Source organism: Plasticicumulans sp., from assembly GCF_035331805.1.
Classification (GTDB): Bacteria; Pseudomonadota; Gammaproteobacteria; order Competibacterales; family Competibacteraceae; genus Plasticicumulans.
Genome location: NZ_DAOLKE010000010.1, coordinates 1 through 18,053, shown reverse-complemented (window position 1 = coordinate 18,053; position 18,053 = coordinate 1). Strand labels below are relative to the sequence as shown.

Sequence of the window (18,053 nt, the reverse complement as noted above, 5' to 3'; positions counted from 1 at the left end):
TTAATGTACAGACAGGCGACAGCAATGCTGGCACGCGCAGGCATTGCTGTCGCCGGCTGGGCCATGAAGGCCCGCAGAACCGGTCCGGAAGCTGTTTCCCGGCACCTACAGTTGCAGGGGTGTCGGTCGATATCCAGCCCGGAAGGGCGGCTTCTGTCTTGCCGATCGACAGGCAGGCAGCCCGGGCCGCCGCCTGTCCGGTGTCTGCCGGTGATCATTGCCGACGCACCCCGGCCTGCCCCCGGAAACCGAAAGCCTGCAGAGGAACCGCCGGTCGACGGCTTGCTGACATGCACTCTTTCTGGCCGCTCATCCCGATTGCGGCGCTGCTGATCGCCGGCGGCGGCGGGCTGTATGCCGGCTCCGAACTGCGCCACACGCAGGAACGCCTCGCGGCGGCCGGTCAGGAGCGCGTCGAGGTGGCCACGGCGACGCTGCGCGCGACGATGCGCGGTGCCGTTGCCGACATCACCTACCTGGCCGCGCTGCCGGACCTGCACGGCGCGTTGCGTGACAACGACCCCGACGGACTGGCAGCCGTGGCCGCTGAATACGTCGCGTACATGCTGTCGCATCGGGATTTCGACCAGATCCGCTGGATCGACGCGAGCGGCCGCGAACGCGTGCGCGTCGATTACCGCGACGGCCAGCCATACGTGGTACCGCCCGAAGCCCTGCAGTCCAAGGCTGACCGCCCGTATTTCATCGAGACGATGCAACTGCCGGCCGGCGCGATCCATCAGTCGCCGCTCGACCTGAACGTCGAGCACGGGCAGATCGAACGGCCGTTCAAGCCGGTGCTGCGCTTTGCGATGCCGCTGTTCGATGCCGAGGGCCGGCGCCACGGCATCGTCGTGCTCAACTACCTCGGTCGCGTGCTGCTCGATGCCGTACGCCAGACCAGTCGCCAGCAGGCCGGAGAGCTGATGCTGCTCAATGGCGACGGCTACTGGCTGCTCGCACCCGAGCCTGCCGACGAATGGGGCTTCCAGCTCGATCCGGCGCGCACGCTGGCCCGGCGCGCACCGGCGCTCTGGTCCGCCCTGCAGGCGCAGGTCTCCGGCAGCCTGAAGCAGGACGATGGCCTCTGGCTCTGGCTCGGCCTGCCGGCGCACCTGAGCATCACCGAAGGCGCGCCTGACGAGTTCTGGCACATGGCGCTGCGCATTCCGCAGGCGACGCTGGTGGCCGCCCGCCAGCACATCGTCACGCAGGTCGGCAGCGTGGTCGCCGTACTGCTGGCCGCCACGGCACTGGTCGGCATCGGCTTCCAGCGCACCCGGCGCCAGCTCGCTCACCTGCATGAGCGGCTCGCCGAGCGCGCCGAGGCGGCCGAGGCCGGTGCGCACGCCAAGGCGGTGTTCCTCGCGAACATGAGCCACGAGATCCGCACGCCGATGAACGCGATCCTCGGCCTCGCCTACCTGCTCGAACGCATGCCGCTGCCGGCCGAGGCCGGGGAACTCGTGCGCCGCATCCGCCGCTCGGGCCGCACGCTGCAGACCATCCTCAACGACATCCTCGACTTCTCGAAGATCGAGGCCGGCCGGCTCGAACTCGAACACGCCGCCTTCCGCCTCGGTGACGTGCTCGATGACCTGTCCTCGCTGATGGCGGCCGCCTGCGCCGACAAGGAGCTCGAACTCGTGCTGTCAGCGCCGCCCGGCGTCGACAGCCTGACCGGCGACGCGCTGCGCCTCGCTCAGGTGCTGATCAACCTGACCGGCAACGCGATCAAGTTCACCGAGCACGGTCAGGTCAGCGTCGAGGTGCGCGTGCTCGAAGCCGATGCGCAGCGCGTGCGGCTGGAGTTTGCGGTGCGCGACACCGGCATCGGCATCGAGCCCGCCCGCCAGCAGGAGCTGTTCGCCGCCTTCGTGCAGGCTGACACCTCGACGACGCGCCGCTTCGGCGGCACCGGACTCGGACTCGCGATCAGCCGCCGGCTGGTGGCGCTGATGGGTGGTGCACTGGAGGTGGAATCCGCCCCGGGCCTGGGCAGCACCTTCCGCTTCACGCTCGGCTTTGAACGCGGCCCGCAGCTGCCGCTGTCCGTGCCCGATCTGGCCGGGCTCGACGTGCTGATCGTCGATGACAACGAAACCTCGCGCGCGGCGCTCTGCGGCACGGCACTGCAGCTCGGCTGGAAGCCGGTCGCGCTCGATTCGGGCACGGCGGCCGTCGAACACGTCCGCAGCCACTTCCCGCGCGATCCGGAGCGGCCGCGCACCATCATCGTGCTCGACTGGCAGATGCCGGGCATGGACGGACTCGCGACGGCCCGCGCCATCCGCAGCCTCACCGGCGACCGGCGTGAACCGATCCTGCTGATGGCCACGACCTTCTCCTGCGCGAAGCTGCAGGCCCTGGACGACAGCCGGATGATCGATGCGATCCTGAGCAAGCCGGTGACGCCTTCGGCGCTGCACGATGCCGTCGTGCGCACGCTCTGCCGCCAGGGCGCCGCCGCCAGCCCCGCCCCGGTGACCAGCCAGCCACCGCGGCTGCCGGGCCTGCGCGTGCTCGTCGTCGATGACAGCGACATCAACCGCGATGTCGCCCGGCGCATCCTCGCCGGCGAAGGCGCCCGGGTCTCGCTCGCCAGCGACGGCCGCCAGGCCGTCGAATGGCTGAAGGCGCACGTCGGTACCGTCGATCTGGTGCTGATGGATGTGCAGATGCCGGTCATGGACGGCCACGAAGCCACGTGCACGATCCGGCGCACGGCGGGTTTGTCCCGGCTGCCGGTGATCGCGCTGACCGCCGGCGCCTTCCGCGACCAGCAGGACGCCGCCCTCGCGGCCGGCATGAACGACTTCATCGCCAAGCCCTTCGATGCCGATGCCGCCGTGGCCCTGATCGCCCGCGTCGCGCGCAGCGCAGGCTGGCAGCCGGCTGCCGCCACTGGAGTCTCCGCCGTCAGCCGCGCACCGCCGCTGCCGGCCGAGCCTGCGCCCGTGCTCGATCTGCCACAGGCCCTGGCGCTCTGGAACGATGCGGCCGTGCTGCGCCGCTATCTGCAGCGCTTCGCCGCCGAGTACGGCGACTGCGCCGCGCGGCTCGGTGCCGCCGGAGCGGCCGAGGCGGCAGCCGGCGTGCACCGGCTCAAGGGCACGGCCGGCAACCTCGGCCTGCTTGCGCTCGCGGCCGCCGCCGTCGAGGCCGAACAGGCCCTGCGCGCCGGCGTGGCGCCGCCTGAGGCCTGCGCACCGCTCGCCGGCGCCCTCGACGAGGCCCTGACCGCGATCCGCGAATACGCACCGCCCAAGCCACCGGCGCAAGACGAAGCCGCCCCCGGCACGGCCGCCACGCCCGGCGAGGCCGGCCACGAGCTGGCCGCGCTGCTCGACCGGATGCTGGCAGCACTCGATACCGACGAGCCGGACGCGATCGAGCCGCTGCTCGATGAGCTTGCCGCGTGCGTGCCGGCGCCGCAGATCGCGGAACTGCGCACCGCGATCGAGAACTTCGATTTCCGCCGCGCCGAGGCGGCTGCCCATGCCCTCGCGCCACGACTCGGGCTGTCGGGCGTGATACCGGAAAGTTCCTGAAAAATCCCCCCAGAGAACCCGAGGGAACCCGAAATGATCCATGGACCGATCCTGATCGTCGACGATGAACCGCTGAACCTCGCCGTGATGCGCGAGGTGCTCGGCGGCCTGTACCGGCTCGCGTTTGCCCGCAGCGGCGAGGAAGCCCTGCGCGCCGCCGTGCGCCACCAGCCGCTGCTGATCCTGCTCGACGTGCGCATGCCGGACATGGACGGTTACGAGGTCTGCCGGCAGTTGAAGGCCGATGCGCAGACCGCCGCCATCCCGGTGATCTTCGTCAGCGGCTGCACCGACACGCTCGACGAGACCCGCGGCTTCGAGGCCGGTGCCGTCGACTACCTCGTCAAGCCCGTGTCACCACCGATCGTGCGTGCGCGCGTGCGGGCGCATCTGTCGCTGGTCAGCCTGGAGCGGCTGGAGCGCAGCTACCACGATGCGATCTACATGCTCGGCGAAGCCGGCCATTACCGCGACAACGACACCGGCGTGCATATCTGGCGCATGGCGGCATATGCCGCGGCCTTGGGCGGCGCCTGCGGGCTCGACGCCGGGATCTGCCGGCGGCTCGAACTCGCCGCACCGATGCACGACACCGGCAAGCTCGGCATCCCGGACGCGATCCTGCGCAAGCCCGGCCCGCTCGACGCGGACGAATGGGTGATCATGCGCACCCACCCGCGCATCGGCCACGACATCCTCGCGCGCAGTCAGGCGCCGGTGTTCCAGATGGCCGCGCAGATCGCGCTGCGCCATCACGAGAAATGGGACGGCAGCGGCTACCCCGACGGCCTCTGCGGCACCGGCATCCCCGAGACCGCGCGCATCGTCGCGATCGCCGATGTCTTCGATGCGCTGACGATGAAGCGCCCGTACAAGGAAGCCTGGCCGGCCGAACGGGCGCTGGCGGAGCTGCACAAGGGCGCCGGCCGCCACTTCGAACCGCGGCTGGTGACGGCCTTTGCCGACATCCTGCCGCGCATCCTGGAGATCAAGGCGCAGTGGGACGAGCGCGAAGCCGCCGGTCACGCGACCGACCTGCCGACGCTGCCCGCGGACTACGCGCCGGCCCCGCCCGGTAACGCTGCCGATGCGCACGCCGCAGGCAGCGACGCACGCCCGGCCTGAGCAGGCCGCAGCAGCCTCGGGACGGAGAGCGAACGGGAGGGAGCGGGCGCGCGTTTCAGTGGGTCGGCGGCCGGTGCGGACAGTCGGGGTTCGTGCAGTTGCCGTACAGGATCAGCGAGTGCTCGGCGAGCCGGAAGCCGTGCTGCGCGGCGATCTCGCGCTGGCGCGTCTCGATGACCTCATCGACGAACTCCTCGATGCGGCCGCACTGCAGGCACAGGATGTGATCGTGGTGCTCGCCCTGATTCAGCTCGAACACCGACTGGCCGCCCTCGAAGTGATGGCGCTTGACCAGGCCGGCGGTCTCGAACTGCGTCAGCACGCGGTAGACGGTCGCCAGACCGACTTCCTCGCCGCTCGCGATCAGGGACTTGTAGATGTCTTCGGCGCTCAGGTGCTGCGCGCCGCCGTGTTCCTGCAGGATCGCGAGGATCTTCATGCGCGGCAGCGTGACCTTCAGGCCCACCTGCTTCAGTTCTTTCGAGCCCAAGGGCCGGTTCTCCTCGCGCGCCGTCAGCCGGACCGGCGGAATCGGTTATGATGCCCGAGTCTAAGTCACCGTGCCCGCCGCCTCAAATGCCCCGGATTCCCGCCTGCCTCGGCCTCGCCGCACTGCTCGTCTGCGGCAGCGGCTGCTCGTATTTCTCGGATTTCTCGATGCCGCTGCCCACGTTCTACAAGACCAAGGTCCGGCAGGGGAATTACCTCGACGAGGCGACACTCGGCACGATCACGCCCGGCATGAGCAAGCGCGAGGTGCAGCAGCGCCTCGGCACGCCGCTGGTCACCGATCCGTTCCACCAGAACCGCTGGGACTACGTCTACAGCTACCGTCCCGGCACCTACGACGACGGCGAGCCCGAGCAGCGGCGCGTGACGCTGTACTTCGAGCGCGACGTGCTGAGTCGCGTCGAATACCCGCCGCAGGGCTGAGCCGGGCTTGCGGCCGGACGCTCAGTCGCCGGCCGCGTCCTCACGCCGCTGCTTCTTCAGCCGGCCCTCGGCAGCGCGCTGCTTGCGGACTTCCTTGGGGTCGGCGACGAGTTTGCGGTAGATCTCGACCCGGTCGCCCGGCTGCAGCGGCTGGCTGCGCGTGACGGCCTTGCCGAACACGCCGACCTCGGCCGCGGCCAGGTCGAGTTCCGGAAAACGCTCCTGCAGCGGCCCGCTCGCCGCCGCCAGCGCCTCGGCGACGCTGGCCCCGTGCGGCAGCTCGAGCGCCAGAATCAGTTGCTGGTCCGGCCGCGCGTAGGCGACCTCCACGTTCATCTTTTCATCCCCGGCCATAGATCTGTACCGCCCGCTTGCAGAAGGAATCGACCAGCGTGTTCGCGATCTGGTTGAAGATCGGCCCGATCGCGAGCCGCAGCAAGGTGCTGGAGAACTCGAACTCGAGATCCAGCGACACCCGACATGCATCCTCCCCCAGCCCCTCGAAGCGCCAGTAGCCTTCCAGATGCCGGAACGGCCCGTCGATCAGGCGCATCTCGATCATCTTGTTGGCCTGCAGGCGATTGCAGGTCGAGAACGACTTGTTGACCGCGCCCTTGGCCATCTCGATGCTCGCGCGCAGTTCGTCGCCGTTGCGCGCAAGGATGCGTGTCGAGCGGCACCACGGCAGGAACTGCGGATAAGCCTCGATGTCCGCGACGAGCGCGTACATGCGCGCCGCCGAATAGGCGACCAGCGCGCTCTTCTTGATCGTCGCCACCCGGGGGCTCCCTGATGTGTTCTCGTGAATGTCCACCGGTCCGGTGCCGGCGCGGCGCGCATTCTCTGGCAATTGCCGCGCCCGCTCAACCGCGCCGCCGGTCCGCAGCCAGCACGGCGCCGGGTACAATCCGCCGATGAGCAAGAAATCCAAGAACGCCCCGCCATCGACCATCGCCCAGAACAAGAAGGCCTTCCATGACTTCTTCATCGAGGAACGCCTGGAGGCCGGCCTCGCCCTCGAGGGCTGGGAGGCCAAGGCGCTGCGCGCCGGCAAGGTGCAGCTGAAGGAGAGCTACGTGCTGCTGAAGGACGGCGAGAGCTGGCTGTTCGGCTGCCACATCTCGCCGCTGCTGTCGGCCTCGACGCACGTGCACCCGGACGCCACGCGCACGCGCAAGCTGCTGCTGCACCGCGAGCAGATCCTGCAGCTCGTCATCGCTGTCGAGCGGCGCGGCTACACGCTGATTCCGCTGTCGCTGTACTGGAAGAAGGGCCGCGCCAAGCTGGAGATCGGCGTCGCGCGCGGCAAGAAGGACTACGACAAGCGCGCGACCGAGAAGGAGCGCGACTGGGAGCGCGAGAAGGGCCGGCTCATGCGCCACCAGTAAGCGGGCGCGGGCGACGGCGCGCTGCGCAAGGCATGCGGCGCCGCTTCAGCCCTCGGCGATCAGGTTCAGCGCCTTGATCGCCTCCTGCTCGTACTCGCGCACCAGCTTGTCGAGCACCTCGCGCGTGCCCGGCTCCATCGAAAGCTCGACGCCGACACGCATGCCCTGCGTACTCTCGACGCGCCAGCGCACGGTCACGGTCAGGTCGAGATCGACCTTGCGCAGCCGCGGCCCGAGCCGGCCGCTGCACTGCAGCGTCGTGCCCGGCTCCAGCTTCGAGGCGTCCGCGCATTCGAGCCCCATGCCGATCACCGAGAAGTCGCGCACGTAGGCGAGCGCCTGACGGCCGTCGGGCAGGCGCATGCTGAACGGCGCGTCCTCACGCACCTCGACGCGCAGGCGCCGGCGCTGACCCTGCGGGTGCGGGCGCAGGCCGGCGATGCGAAACAGCAGGATGTCGTCCTTGGCCGACTGCAGTTCGAGCAGCGCGACGCGGCCGTTGTCGCGGGTCGGCGCAAAGGCGACGCGCCCGCGCTCGCCGGCCGCGAGCACGATCGCCAGCCGCGAGGTACGCGCGACCGCGACGTAATTGCCGTCGATCTCGTCGAGCGGCACCGTCGTCGGCACCTGCAGCTCGCGGAAGTAGTTGAACAGCTCGACCTGCCCGTCGCGGCGCCAGTCCGCACGCAGCTGCGCGAGCAGCTCGGCGTCGCGCTCGCGCTCGGCGCGCTGTCGCGCATCGGCGGCCTCGTGCTCGTAGTGCTCGCTGAAGCTCTCGATGAAGCGGTTCTGCACGTCCTGGTACTGCGCGAACAGCGCGCGCAGCGCATCCATGCGCTCGTCGGCCGGCTTGTTGTCGGCGTCGAGGTCGCTGAGCGTGGCTTCCAGGTCGAACAGCTGGCAGCGCAGCAGCGCCTTCAGCAGCGCGCCGGGCGGATAACCGGCCGCGACACCGGCCGCGACCACCTCGCCGAGCGTCAGCCCGGCGTTGTGGCCGAGCAGCAGCCCGGCCAGAGCCTCGACGACGGCATCATCCGGATTCTCGGCACCGACCGCCGCAGCCAGCGCCGAACGGCAGTTCCAGAGCACTTCCTCGCGCGTCGCCACCTTGCCGCTGCCTCCTGTTGCTGCGCAGGACCGATCCGGTCATCCGGCCCGCGTGGTTGATGGGCGCCGTCTCGCGGCTCACTCCGGCCGCATGTGCGGGAACAGGATGACCTCGCGGATCGACGGCTGATCGGCGAACAGCATCACCAGCCGGTCGATGCCGATGCCTTCGCCGGCGGTCGGCGGCAGGCCGAATTCCAGGGCCCGGACATAGTCGGCATCGTAGTGCATGGCCTCGTGATCGCCCGCATCCTTCTGGCGCACCTGCTCGCGGAAACGCTCGGCCTGGTCCTCGGCGTCGTTGAGTTCCGAAAAACCGTTGGCGATCTCGCGCCCGCCGATGAAGAACTCGAAGCGGTCGGTCACTTCGGGGTTGTCGTCGTTGCGGCGCGCGAGCGGCGAGACCTCGGTCGGGTACGCGGTGATGAAGGTCGGATGCCGCAACTGGTGCTCGACGGTTTCCTCGAAGATCGTCGTCACCACCTTGCCGATGCCGTCACCGGGCTTGACCGGCAGCTTCAGGCGCTCTGCCACCGCGCGTGCGCCTTCGAGCGTGGCGATGTCTTCCGCCGTGACACCTTCGTTGTAGGCGACGACCGCCTCCGGGATCGTCAGGCGCGCGAACGGCTTGCCGAAGTCGTAGACCTCGCCCTGATACGGCACGTCGGTGCTGCCGAGCAGTTCGAGCGCGAGTCCGCGCAGCAGGTCTTCGGTCAGATCCATCAGGTCGCGGTAATCGGCGTAGGCCTGATAGAACTCGATCATCGTGAACTCGGGGTTGTGGCGCGTCGACAGCCCCTCGTTGCGGAAATTGCGGTTGATCTCGTAGACGCGCTCGAAGCCGCCGACCACCAGGCGCTTCAGGTACAGCTCCGGCGCGATGCGCAGGTACAGCGCCATGTCGAGCGCGTTGTGATGCGTGACGAAGGGCCGCGCCGCGGCGCCGCCCGGGATCACGTGCATCATCGGCGTCTCGACCTCCATGAAGCCGCGCGCGTCGAGGTAATCGCGGATGCCGCGGATCACGCGGTTGCGGATCGCGAAGGTGCGCCGCGTGTCGTCGTTCATGATCAGATCGACGTAACGCTGGCGGTAGCGGACTTCCTGATCGGTCAGGCCGTGGAACTTCTCGGGCAGCGGGCGCAGCGACTTGGTCAGCAGCCGGATCGACTCGACGCGCACCGACAGCTCGCCGGTCTTCGTGCGCATCAGCACGCCCTCGGCACCGACGATGTCGCCGACATCCCAGCCCTTGAACGCCGTGTAGGCGTCATCACCGACCGCGTCGCGCTGCACGAACAGCTGGATCTGGCCGCTCATGTCCTTGATCGCCGTGAAGCTCGCCTTGCCCATGATGCGCTTGGCCATCATGCGGCCGGCGACCGTGACGCGCCGGGCGGCGGCGTCGAGCGCCGGGCCGTCGAGCGCGGCGCATTCGCCCTGCAGCGCACCGGCGAGCGCATCACGGCGGAAGTCGTTCGGGAAGGCGTTGCCGGCTTCGCGCAGCTTCGCGAGCTTCTGGCGGCGCTCGGCGATCAGCTTGTTCTCGTTGGTTTCGTCGTTGGCAGCGGCTTCGGGGGTGACGGCGGGTTCGGTCATGTCGGTCGGTTCCGGGGGCTGATCCGTGCAGGCGACGGGGCGGTGCGACGAGTCGGCGGGCTGATCGGGAAAGGGACGGGCGGGAGGCTCAGAGCCCGCTCTTGAGGCTCGCCTCGATGAACGGATCGAGGTCGCCGTCGAGCACGGCCTGCGGATTGCCGGTCTCGTGGCTGGTGCGCAGATCCTTGATGCGCGACTGGTCGAGCACGTAGGAGCGGATCTGGCTGCCCCAGCCGATGTCGGCCTTGGTGTCTTCGAGGGCCTGCGAGGCGGCGCGGCGCTTCTGCATCTCCATCTCGTAGAGCTTGGACTGCAGCTGCTTCATCGCCGTCGAGCGGTTCTTGTGCTGCGAGCGGTCGGCCTGACAGGCGACGACGATGCCCGAGGGCACGTGCGTGATGCGGATCGCCGATTCGGTGCGGTTGACGTGCTGGCCGCCGGCACCGGAGGCGCGGAAGGTGTCGACCTTCAGATCGGCCGGGTTGATCTCGATCTCGATGCGGTCGTCGATTTCCGGCGACACGAACACCGACGTGAAGCTGGTGTGGCGGCGGTTGTCGGAATCGAACGGACTCTTGCGCACGAGCCGGTGCACGCCGGTCTCGGTGCGCAGCCAGCCGTAGGCGTACTCGCCCTCGAAGCGGATCGTGCAGGATTTGATGCCGGCGACTTCACCGTCCGAGACTTCGAGGATTTCGGTCTTGAAGCCGCGGCGCTCGCCCCAGCGCAGATACATGCGCATCAGCATGTCGGCCCAGTCCTGCGCCTCGGTGCCGCCGGCGCCGGCCTGGATGTCGAGGAAGGCGTTGCAGGGGTCGGCCTCGCCCGAGAACATGCGCCGGAATTCGAGATCGGCGACCTGATGCTCGTAGCGATCGAGGTCCTTTGCGACCTCCCCGACCGTCGCCTCGTCCTGTTCCTCGGCGGCCATGTCGAGCAGTTCGGCGGCGTCCTTCAGGGCCTGGCCGAGCGATTCCAGCGTCAGCACCACGCGTTCGAGGGCTGCGCGTTCACGGCCGAGCGCCTGTGCGCGCTCCGGGTCGTCCCAGATGTTCGGCTGTTCGAGTTCGCGCGTCACCTCGACCAGGCGATCGTGCTTCTCGTCGAAGTCAAAGATACCCCCTGAGGGCGGCGGCGCGCCCTTCGAGGTCCTTGATGCGGTTGTAGTACGGATTCAGTTCCAGCATCGGCGTCGCGCTCGTCTCGGCGGCCCCGGAAAGGCCGCATGGCGGGGAAAGCCGCGCATTCTATCGGAGTTTGCACCGGGCGACGGCCGCACAATGGCCGCCCCCGCACCACGCGATCGCCGCGCGACTCCCGTATGCTGCACGCCCTTTGCCCGACGGCCGCCGCCGCATGAACCGGACCGATGCCCCGCTCGCCGGAGCGCTGCTGCTGCTCGCCTCCGAAGCGACGTTCGCGGCGATGAACGCGCTGATCAAGCTCGCCTCGGTGAACGTGCCGACCGCGACCATCCTCGCCATCCGCCACTGGCTGGCGCTCGCGCTGCTGCTGCCGATCGCCTGGCAGCGCGGCTGGATCGGCCGCCAGACGCCGGCGAAGCTGCGCTTTCACGCCGCGCGCTCGCTGACCGGCCTCGCGGCGATGTGGACCTCGTTCTGGGCGGTCGGCCACCTGCCGCTCGCCGATGCCGCGGTGCTGAAGATGACCTCGCCGCTGTTCGTGCCGCTGATCGCGGCGCTGTGGCTCGGCGAGCGGCTCGGGCCGCGCATCGCCTGGGCGGCGCTGATCGGCTTTGCCGGCGTGCTGGCGATCCTGAAGCCCGGCTCCGGGCTGTTCGTGCCGGCGGCGCTGGTAGGCCTCGCAAGCGGCGCGCTCGCCGCACTGGCGCGCGTGACCATCCGGCGCATGTCGATCGGCATCGGCGCCGGCGAGATCGTGTTCTGGTTCACGCTGGTCGGCACGCTGCTGACCACGCCGGCCGCGCTCGCCGCCGGCGTCGTGCCCGGTGTGCGCGATTCCGGCATCATCGCCGCCCTCGCGCTGCTCGGCACGCTCGGCCAGTTGCTGATGACGCGCGCCTACGCCAGCGCCCCGGCCGGCATCGTCGGCCCGCTCGGCTATACCGGTGTGCTGTTCGCGACCGGCTTCGGCTGGGCGATCTGGCAGGAACGCCCGGACCTCGCCACCGTGACCGGCGCCCTCGCCATCGTCGCCGCCGGCCTGCTGGTCATGCTGCCGGCACGGCGCGGCTGACCGCCCTCCTGCGCGCTTGCGAGCCGAGCAGCAGCGCCAGTCATATTAGGGTTTTTACTTATAAGACTACGTGATGTTACGATGCGCCCGCCTCGCGCTTCGTCACAGAACACATTCAAGAATGCCGAGTCCGTTGGAGGAGACATCCAGACATGGCAACCGAAAGAGAAGTGATGGAATACGACGTGCTCGTCGTCGGCGGCGGCCCGGCCGGCCTCGCGACGGCGATCCGTCTGAAGCAGCTCGCCCTGGCCGCTGATCGCGAACTCGGCGTCTGCCTGCTCGAAAAGGGTTCGGAGATCGGCGCGCACATTCTTTCCGGTGCCTGCATCGAGCCGCGCGCGCTCGACGAGCTGTTCCCGGACTGGCGCGAACTCGGCGCACCGCTGCTGACCCCGGCCGGCGATGACCGCTTCCTGTTCCTGACCGCGCAGACCTCCTACCGCCTGCCGACGCCGCCGAGCATGCACAACCGCGGCAACTACGTCGCCAGCCTCGGCAACCTCTGCCGCTGGCTCGGCACGCAGGCCGAGGAACTCGGCGTCGAGATCTACGCCGGCTTCGCCGCCGCCGAAGTGCTCTACGACGAGACCGGCGCCGTGCGCGGTGTGGCCACCGGCGACATGGGCCTCGACAAGGACGGTCAGCCGACCGATGCCTTCGAGCCCGGCGTCGAGCTGCACGCGCAGCAGACCGTGTTCGCCGAAGGCTGCCGCGGCTCGCTGACCAAGACGCTGTTCGAGCGCTTCAAGCTGCGCGAAGGCGTCGATCCGCAGACCTACGGCATCGGCATCAAGGAACTCTGGGAGATCGACCCGGCGAAGCACCGCCCCGGCCTCGTCGAGCACACGGTCGGCTGGCCGCTGGATTTCTCGACCTACGGCGGCTCCTTCCTGTACCACCTCGAAAACAACCAGGTCGCGGTCGGTTTCGTGGTCGGCCTCGATTACGCCAACCCCTGGCTGTCGCCGTTCGACGAGTTCCAGCGCTTCAAGAACCACCCCGACATCCGCCCGACCTTCGAGGGCGGCCGGCGCATCGCCTACGGCGCGCGGGCGCTGAGCGAAGGCGGCATCCAGTCGCTGCCGAAGCTGAGCTTCCCCGGCGGCCTGCTGGCCGGCGACACCGCCGGCTTCCTGAACGTGCCGAAGATCAAGGGCACGCACACCTCGATGAAGTCCGGCATGGTCGCCGCCGAGGCGATCTTCGCGCACCTCGGTGCGCAGGCCGCCGGCAGCGAAGTCAGCGAGTACCGCCCGCTGCTGGAGGCGAGCTGGCTGTGGCCGGAGCTGCACGGCGTGCGCAACATCCGCCCGGCCTTCCGCTGGGGCCTGCTCGGCGGCCTCGCCTACGGCGCGCTCGACACCTACGTGTTCCGCGGCAACGCGCCGTGGACGCTGCACCATCACCCCGACCACACGGCCCTCAAGCCCGCCGCCGAGTGCGAGAAGATCGATTACCCGAAGCCCGACGGCAAGGTCAGCTTCGACAAGCTCTCCAGCGTCTTCCTCTCCAGCACCAACCACGCCGAAGGCCAGCCCTGCCACCTGCAGCTGCGCGACCCGGCCGTGCCGGTGGCCGTGAACCTGAAGACCTACGCCGGCCCCGAGGCGCGCTTCTGCCCCGCCGGCGTCTACGAGTTCCTCGGCGAGGCCGGCGCGCAGCGCCTGCAGATCAACAGCCAGAACTGCGTGCACTGCAAGACCTGCGACATCAAGGACCCGACCCAGAACATCAACTGGGTCGTGCCCGAGGGCGGCGGCGGACCGAACTATCCGAACATGTGAGCGGCTGTGTCCGCCCCCGATGGACGAAGGGACCGGTGACGGTCCCTTCTGTTTTTGAAGCAGGCCCGGTCTTGCAGATAAGATTGACGGATTTTCATGATTCCGGGGCGTGCGCTGCGCCGTTCGAATCCGGCCCTGCGCTGTGCAGGCCCAGGCAGGGATGTTTAGACCGTGCACGAATCCGCCGACGCTCTGGCTTCGGACCTGCTGACGCTGATCACGCGTCACCCGGAAGGCCTGCGCGCCTCCGAGTTGCAGGCCCGGGCCGCGATCGCCGGCCGTCGCCCCCGGCTCGACGCCGTGACGGCCGGACTGCTGACGCTGCAGCGCCAGAACCTGGCCGGGATCGATGCGCATCGCCGATGGCATCTGCGCATTCCCGGCACGGCCATCCCGGCATCGGCGACCGGCGAGGTCCATGCGCCGCCAGCGGCCAGCCGGGGGCCGGTCCTGGCCGCCCTTCCGGCGCATGGCAGCGAAGGCGAAGCGTGGACTGCATCAGCGCCCATCCATGTGCAGGCCGGCGAACAACTGCATCCGTCCTGGGCCATGTTGCGCGATCTGCTGCCGTACTACGCCGAGGCACTCGCCCGCAACGAACGCGCGCAACTGCTGGGAGCCAGCGAGCGATACGGAGAACAGTTCCTGCTCGTTGCGCCCGGCGGCCGCTGGTGGCCGACGCAACAGGAAAAGCGCGTGCTCGATATCGGCCGCGCACATCTGCCCGCCGCCTTCCTGACCGCCCTGTCCCGGCGCGCACGTGAGCCGGTGTACATCGCCTATCCGCTGGCTCTGGTGCATCCGAAGGATCCGCAGCGCCAGCCATTCCTGCTGCCGGTCACGACCCTGGCCGCAGAGTGGACCCTGGATGCCGACCGTCTGCGGGTGATCCTGCCGGCACAGACCCCGGCGATCGAATGGCGCTGGGCCAGCGGACAACGCCAGCGCGGGCACCGGATTCGGGAGCTGCTCGATGCGCTCGACGTGCAGGCCGACGACGAAGCCTGGCAGGCCGGCTCCTTCGTCGACTGGCCGAGCTTCGTCGAGCGGCTGGCCGGAGCCGTGCCGGCGGATCTGCGCACTGCGCTCGATCCTGCCCGACCGGTACGCGAACTCGACTGCGGCGGGCCGGCCGGCCTCTACGGCGCGCTGGGCCTGTTCCTGTCGAGCGAGCTGCAGTATGCCCGCGGCGCGGTACGCGATCTGCTTGCACTCGGCCAGTGGTCGGATGCCGAATTCGCCGCAACGGCGCTGGCCCCGCTGTTCACAGCTGGCTCAAACGACGGCGGCGCGATGGCCGCAGCCGCCACCGTACCGGTCATGGAGCCGCTCGCGCTTGGCGAGGACCAGCTTGATGCGGTGCGGGACGGACTCAACGCGCCGCTGACCGTCGTGACCGGCCCGCCCGGCACCGGCAAGTCGCAGGTCGCAGTCGCCGTGCTGGCCAGCGCCGCGCTGAGCGGGCGCAGCGTCCTGTTCGCCAGTCGCAACCATCAGGCCATCGAAGCCGTCGCCGGACGGCTCACCGAACTGCTTGCACATCAGCCGCTGCTGATCCGTGCCAACGCCCGCGACGGTGGCGAAGGCATCAGCTTCGCGCGTGCGATCGACGCGATTCTCGCCCGCCCCGGCGCCGAAGCCCGGCGCGAGCAGCTGGCCGAATCGATAACCGTGCTGTCCCGGCTCGATGCCGCGCGCATGCGCGCCCTCGACACGGCGACGGCTGCGGCACTGGCCGCCGAAGAACTCGGCCGGCTGGAAGCCACGATCGCCGACCGGGAGGCTGCACTCGGCATTGCGCAGGGGGCAGACCTGCCATCGGTGCCCATCCCGATGCCGGCGCCGACGCCGCGTGGCTGGCTGATGCGCGGCTTCGCCCCATGGCTGCGGCGCCTGCGGCTGCGGCGGCTGCGGCGCATTGCGCTCGACTGGCAGCGGCTCGGCCTGGCTGCGCCGGACGAATCGACGCTGGAACTGCACGAACAGCGACTCGCCGCACTCACCGAACTGGCCGAGCTGCGCAGACAGCGTGCCGCCCTGGAAGCCAGCGTGCGGGCAGGCACCGGTGCTGCCGACCTCGAAGACCCGGTCAGGCTCGGCGAACGGATGCAGGCCTCGGCGCTGCAGCAGCTGCAGACCCTCGCCGGCGTGCTCGCCGAATGCGCTCCGACCGACCGTCAGGCGCTGACGGCCCTGCGCGGCGATGTCGTGCTTGCAAACCACGACGGGACGGCCGGGGCGGCACGCCTGCGCGAGCGCTGGGCCGCGCAGCGCACGCTGATCCTCGGCCATATGCCGTTATGGGCGGTATCGAACCTCGGGGCTGCCAGCCGCATCCCGCTGGTGCCGGGGCTGTTCGATTACGTCGTGATCGACGAAGCCGCCCAGTGCGACATCGCCTCGGCCCTGCCGCTGCTCGCGCGCGCCCGGCGCGCCATCGTGATCGGCGATCCGGCGCAGCTGCCGGTCATCACGCAGGTGCCGGTTGCCTGGGAAGTGCAGGCCCTGCGGGCTGCCGGGCGGTTCACACCCGGCATCGGCAGCTACCTGTATTCGGCCAACTCCCTGTTCCACCTCGCTGCGGCGGCGGACACGGCGAAGCACCACCTGCTGCGCGACCACTACCGCTGCCACGAAGACATCGCCGACTACATCAGCGCCACGTTCTACGGCCGGCGGCTGCGCCCGCTGACCGATCCGCAGCGGCTGCAGGCACCGGCTGGACAGCGGGCCGGCTTCCACTGGACGCCGGTACACGGACCGCTGCTGCCGGCACGCACCGGCTGTGCGGCGCCGGCCGAGATCGACGCCATCGCAGCCGAACTGCAGCGGCTGCTGGTGGATGAGGGCTATGCCGGCAGCGTCGGCGTCGTCACGCCGTTTCGCGAGCAGGCCAACCGCCTGCGCGACCGGCTCGAACGCAGCCTGCCGGCCGGGACCATCGCCCGCGCCCGGCTCGAAGTACATACCGCCCACGGTTTTCAGGGCGATGCCCGGGATCTGATGCTGTTCAGCCTCTGTGCCGGCGCCGACCTGCCGGCCGGAGCCCGCGCCTTCCTGCGCGAGACCGGCCATCTCGTCAACGTCGCCGTCAGCCGGGCCCGCGCCGTCTGCCACGTGTTCGGCGATCTCGACTACGCCGCCCGCTGCGGCATCCCGCACCTCGAAGCCCTGCTCGCGCGCCGACGCACCGCACCCGCCGGGCCGGCCGGCTTCGAGTCACCGTGGGAGGAACGGCTGCACCGCGCCCTCGCTGCCCGCGGCGTGCAGACGATTGCGCAATACCCGGTTGCCGGCCGCCGGCTCGATCTGGCACTGCTGAGCGATGCCGTGAAGCTCGACATCGAAGTGGACGGCGACCGCTACCACCGCGATCCCGACGGCCGGCGCAAGGCCGCCGATCTGTGGCGCGACCATCAACTGCGCGCGCTCGGCTGGCGGGTCGTGCGTTTCTGGGTCTACGAACTGCGGGAGAACATGGATGAGTGCGTCGAACGCGTCATCGCCGGCACCCGACCGGCCGGGCCATGAGCCCATCCCCCCGTCTGCCGCGCCGCCGGCCTGGCCGCGCGTGCAGCTGGCACTCGGACTGGCCAGCGCGCTCGCGCTCGGCAGCTTCTGCAGCGTGCTGTTCGGCGTGGTCGGCGACGCGAGCGAGCGCCGCAACTGGCAGGCGCAGCGCGTCGGGCACCTCGATGCGCTCGGCACGCTCGGTACCGAACGCAGCCGCCTCGAACGGGAACTCGCCGAGCTGGGCCGCAACCGCGAGGCACTCGCCGGCGATCTGGCGCGCCTGCGCACCGAGACCGAATCCGGGCAGGCCGCCGCGACCCGCCTGCGCGAGGAAGCCGGGAAGCTGCGTCAGGAGGTCACCGACAACCGCGCCGAACTGGAAGCCGCCGGCCGCCGGCGCGAGGCTCTGGCCAGTGCCATCCGCAATGCCGAAGCCACGCTGACCAGCCTCGGCGAGCAGCGGGAAACCGCCGAACGCCAGAGCGGCGAAGCCGAGGAGCGTCGCCGGGCTGCCGTCGAGGCCGAACGCAGTGCCCGTGCGCAGCAGGGCAAGGCCGAGCAGACCCGCGACACGGCGCAGGCCCAGCAGAAGGAAACCGAGCGACGGCTCGGGCAGACCGAACAGGAACTGAAGGCGGCCTCGGAGCGCGTCGACGGCCTGCGCGGCCAGGAAGCCGAACTGAAGCGCAGCGTCGCTGCCGCCGGCGCCGAACGCGATCGCCTGAAGGACGAGGCGAAACGACTGGAACAGGAATTCGCGCGGCTCGACCAGCAGCGTCAGCAGCTCGAACGCGACACCCGCGGCGCGGCCGAGGCGCAGCGCACCGCCGAAA

13 protein-coding genes and 1 pseudogene are annotated in these 18,053 nt (G+C 69.9%); 8 read left to right on the top strand and 6 right to left on the bottom strand.

Features of this window, described 5'->3' with window-relative positions:
- Positions 1-290 precede the first annotated feature (290 nt).
- Together PKE44_RS01925 and PKE44_RS01920 are read left to right on the top strand one after the other, a co-directional pair.
- Positions 291-3,551, top strand: a complete 3,261-nt coding sequence (locus PKE44_RS01925) for a response regulator (protein ID WP_324547972.1) — start codon at positions 291-293, stop codon at positions 3,549-3,551.
- Positions 3,552-3,584: 33 nt separating this feature from the next.
- Positions 3,585-4,676 carry an HD domain-containing phosphohydrolase gene (locus PKE44_RS01920; RefSeq protein ID WP_324547971.1) on the top strand — a complete coding sequence of 364 codons (1,092 nt, stop codon included), beginning with the start codon at positions 3,585-3,587 and terminating at the stop codon, positions 4,674-4,676.
- 55 nt (positions 4,677-4,731) lie between these two features.
- Here the strand turns inward: PKE44_RS01920 and fur are convergent, their stop codons facing one another.
- Positions 4,732-5,166 (bottom strand): ferric iron uptake transcriptional regulator, encoded by a 435-nt coding sequence (gene fur / locus PKE44_RS01915; protein ID WP_324547970.1) that lies wholly within the window; start codon positions 5,164-5,166, stop codon positions 4,732-4,734.
- Between the two features lie 86 nt (positions 5,167-5,252).
- On the opposite strand from fur, the gene PKE44_RS01910 reads away from it, so the two are divergent.
- Complete coding sequence (locus PKE44_RS01910; protein ID WP_324547969.1) at positions 5,253-5,609, top strand: outer membrane protein assembly factor BamE; 357 nt, start codon at positions 5,253-5,255, stop codon at positions 5,607-5,609.
- Between the two features lie 21 nt (positions 5,610-5,630).
- Here PKE44_RS01910 and PKE44_RS01905 read toward each other — a convergent pair whose 3' ends face one another.
- Together PKE44_RS01905 and PKE44_RS01900 are read right to left on the bottom strand one after the other, a co-directional pair.
- Positions 5,631-5,945: an RnfH family protein gene (locus tag PKE44_RS01905; protein ID WP_324547968.1), complete on the bottom strand. Its 315-nt coding sequence runs from the start codon at positions 5,943-5,945 to the stop codon at positions 5,631-5,633.
- A gap of 4 nt (positions 5,946-5,949) precedes the next feature.
- Positions 5,950-6,387, bottom strand: coding sequence for a type II toxin-antitoxin system RatA family toxin (locus PKE44_RS01900; protein WP_324547967.1), 438 nt, complete (start codon positions 6,385-6,387; stop codon positions 5,950-5,952).
- A 136-nt stretch (positions 6,388-6,523) separates the two neighbouring features.
- On the opposite strand from PKE44_RS01900, the gene smpB reads away from it, so the two are divergent.
- Positions 6,524-6,997: an SsrA-binding protein SmpB gene (gene smpB / locus PKE44_RS01895; protein WP_324547966.1), complete on the top strand. Its 474-nt coding sequence runs from the start codon at positions 6,524-6,526 to the stop codon at positions 6,995-6,997.
- 45 nt (positions 6,998-7,042) lie between these two features.
- Here smpB and PKE44_RS01890 read toward each other — a convergent pair whose 3' ends face one another.
- From PKE44_RS01890 to prfB, 3 genes are all read right to left on the bottom strand, one after another.
- Positions 7,043-8,104 carry a PilZ domain-containing protein gene (locus PKE44_RS01890; protein WP_324547965.1) on the bottom strand — a complete coding sequence of 354 codons (1,062 nt, stop codon included), beginning with the start codon at positions 8,102-8,104 and terminating at the stop codon, positions 7,043-7,045.
- Positions 8,105-8,182: 78 nt separating this feature from the next.
- The gene (gene lysS / locus PKE44_RS01885) at positions 8,183-9,703 is read right to left on the bottom strand and encodes a lysine--tRNA ligase (protein WP_324547964.1); all 1,521 of its coding nucleotides are present in this window, start codon (positions 9,701-9,703) and stop codon (positions 8,183-8,185) included.
- An 88-nt stretch (positions 9,704-9,791) separates the two neighbouring features.
- Positions 9,792-10,890, bottom strand: a protein-coding gene (prfB, locus tag PKE44_RS01880) for a peptide chain release factor 2 (protein WP_324547963.1) whose coding sequence is annotated in 2 segments (ribosomal slippage) — positions 9,792-10,814 and positions 10,816-10,890 — 1,098 coding nt in all. Because the reading frame shifts where the segments join, the coding sequence is not laid out codon by codon here.
- A gap of 169 nt (positions 10,891-11,059) precedes the next feature.
- On the opposite strand from prfB, the gene PKE44_RS01875 reads away from it, so the two are divergent.
- The 4 genes and pseudogenes from PKE44_RS01875 to PKE44_RS01860 form a co-directional block, all read left to right on the top strand.
- Complete coding sequence (locus tag PKE44_RS01875; protein ID WP_324547962.1) at positions 11,060-11,920, top strand: DMT family transporter; 861 nt, start codon at positions 11,060-11,062, stop codon at positions 11,918-11,920.
- Between the two features lie 152 nt (positions 11,921-12,072).
- Positions 12,073-13,707, top strand: coding sequence for an electron transfer flavoprotein-ubiquinone oxidoreductase (locus PKE44_RS01870; RefSeq protein ID WP_324547961.1), 1,635 nt, complete (start codon positions 12,073-12,075; stop codon positions 13,705-13,707).
- A gap of 171 nt (positions 13,708-13,878) precedes the next feature.
- Positions 13,879-17,238 carry an AAA domain-containing protein gene (locus PKE44_RS01865; RefSeq protein WP_324547960.1) on the top strand — a complete coding sequence of 1,120 codons (3,360 nt, stop codon included), beginning with the start codon at positions 13,879-13,881 and terminating at the stop codon, positions 17,236-17,238.
- Positions 17,189-18,053, top strand: a pseudogene (locus PKE44_RS01860) (hypothetical protein); the annotation flags it as partial. The gene PKE44_RS01865 and the pseudogene PKE44_RS01860, both read left to right, overlap by 50 nt.

Excerpts from the sequence above, each read along its gene's own strand:
- PKE44_RS01925 (WP_324547972.1), top strand. The coding sequence starts at position 291 with ATGCACTCTTTCTGGCCGCTCATCCCGATTGCGGCGCTGCTGATCGCC.
- PKE44_RS01920 (WP_324547971.1), top strand. The coding sequence starts at position 3,585 with ATGATCCATGGACCGATCCTGATCGTCGACGATGAACCGCTGAACCTC.
- PKE44_RS01910 (WP_324547969.1), top strand. The coding sequence starts at position 5,253 with ATGCCCCGGATTCCCGCCTGCCTCGGCCTCGCCGCACTGCTCGTCTGC.
- PKE44_RS01905 (WP_324547968.1), bottom strand. The coding sequence starts at position 5,945 with ATGAACGTGGAGGTCGCCTACGCGCGGCCGGACCAGCAACTGATTCTG.
- smpB (WP_324547966.1), top strand. The coding sequence starts at position 6,524 with ATGAGCAAGAAATCCAAGAACGCCCCGCCATCGACCATCGCCCAGAAC.
- lysS (WP_324547964.1), bottom strand. The coding sequence starts at position 9,703 with ATGACCGAACCCGCCGTCACCCCCGAAGCCGCTGCCAACGACGAAACC.
- PKE44_RS01875 (WP_324547962.1), top strand. The coding sequence starts at position 11,060 with ATGAACCGGACCGATGCCCCGCTCGCCGGAGCGCTGCTGCTGCTCGCC.
- PKE44_RS01870 (WP_324547961.1), top strand. The coding sequence starts at position 12,073 with ATGGCAACCGAAAGAGAAGTGATGGAATACGACGTGCTCGTCGTCGGC.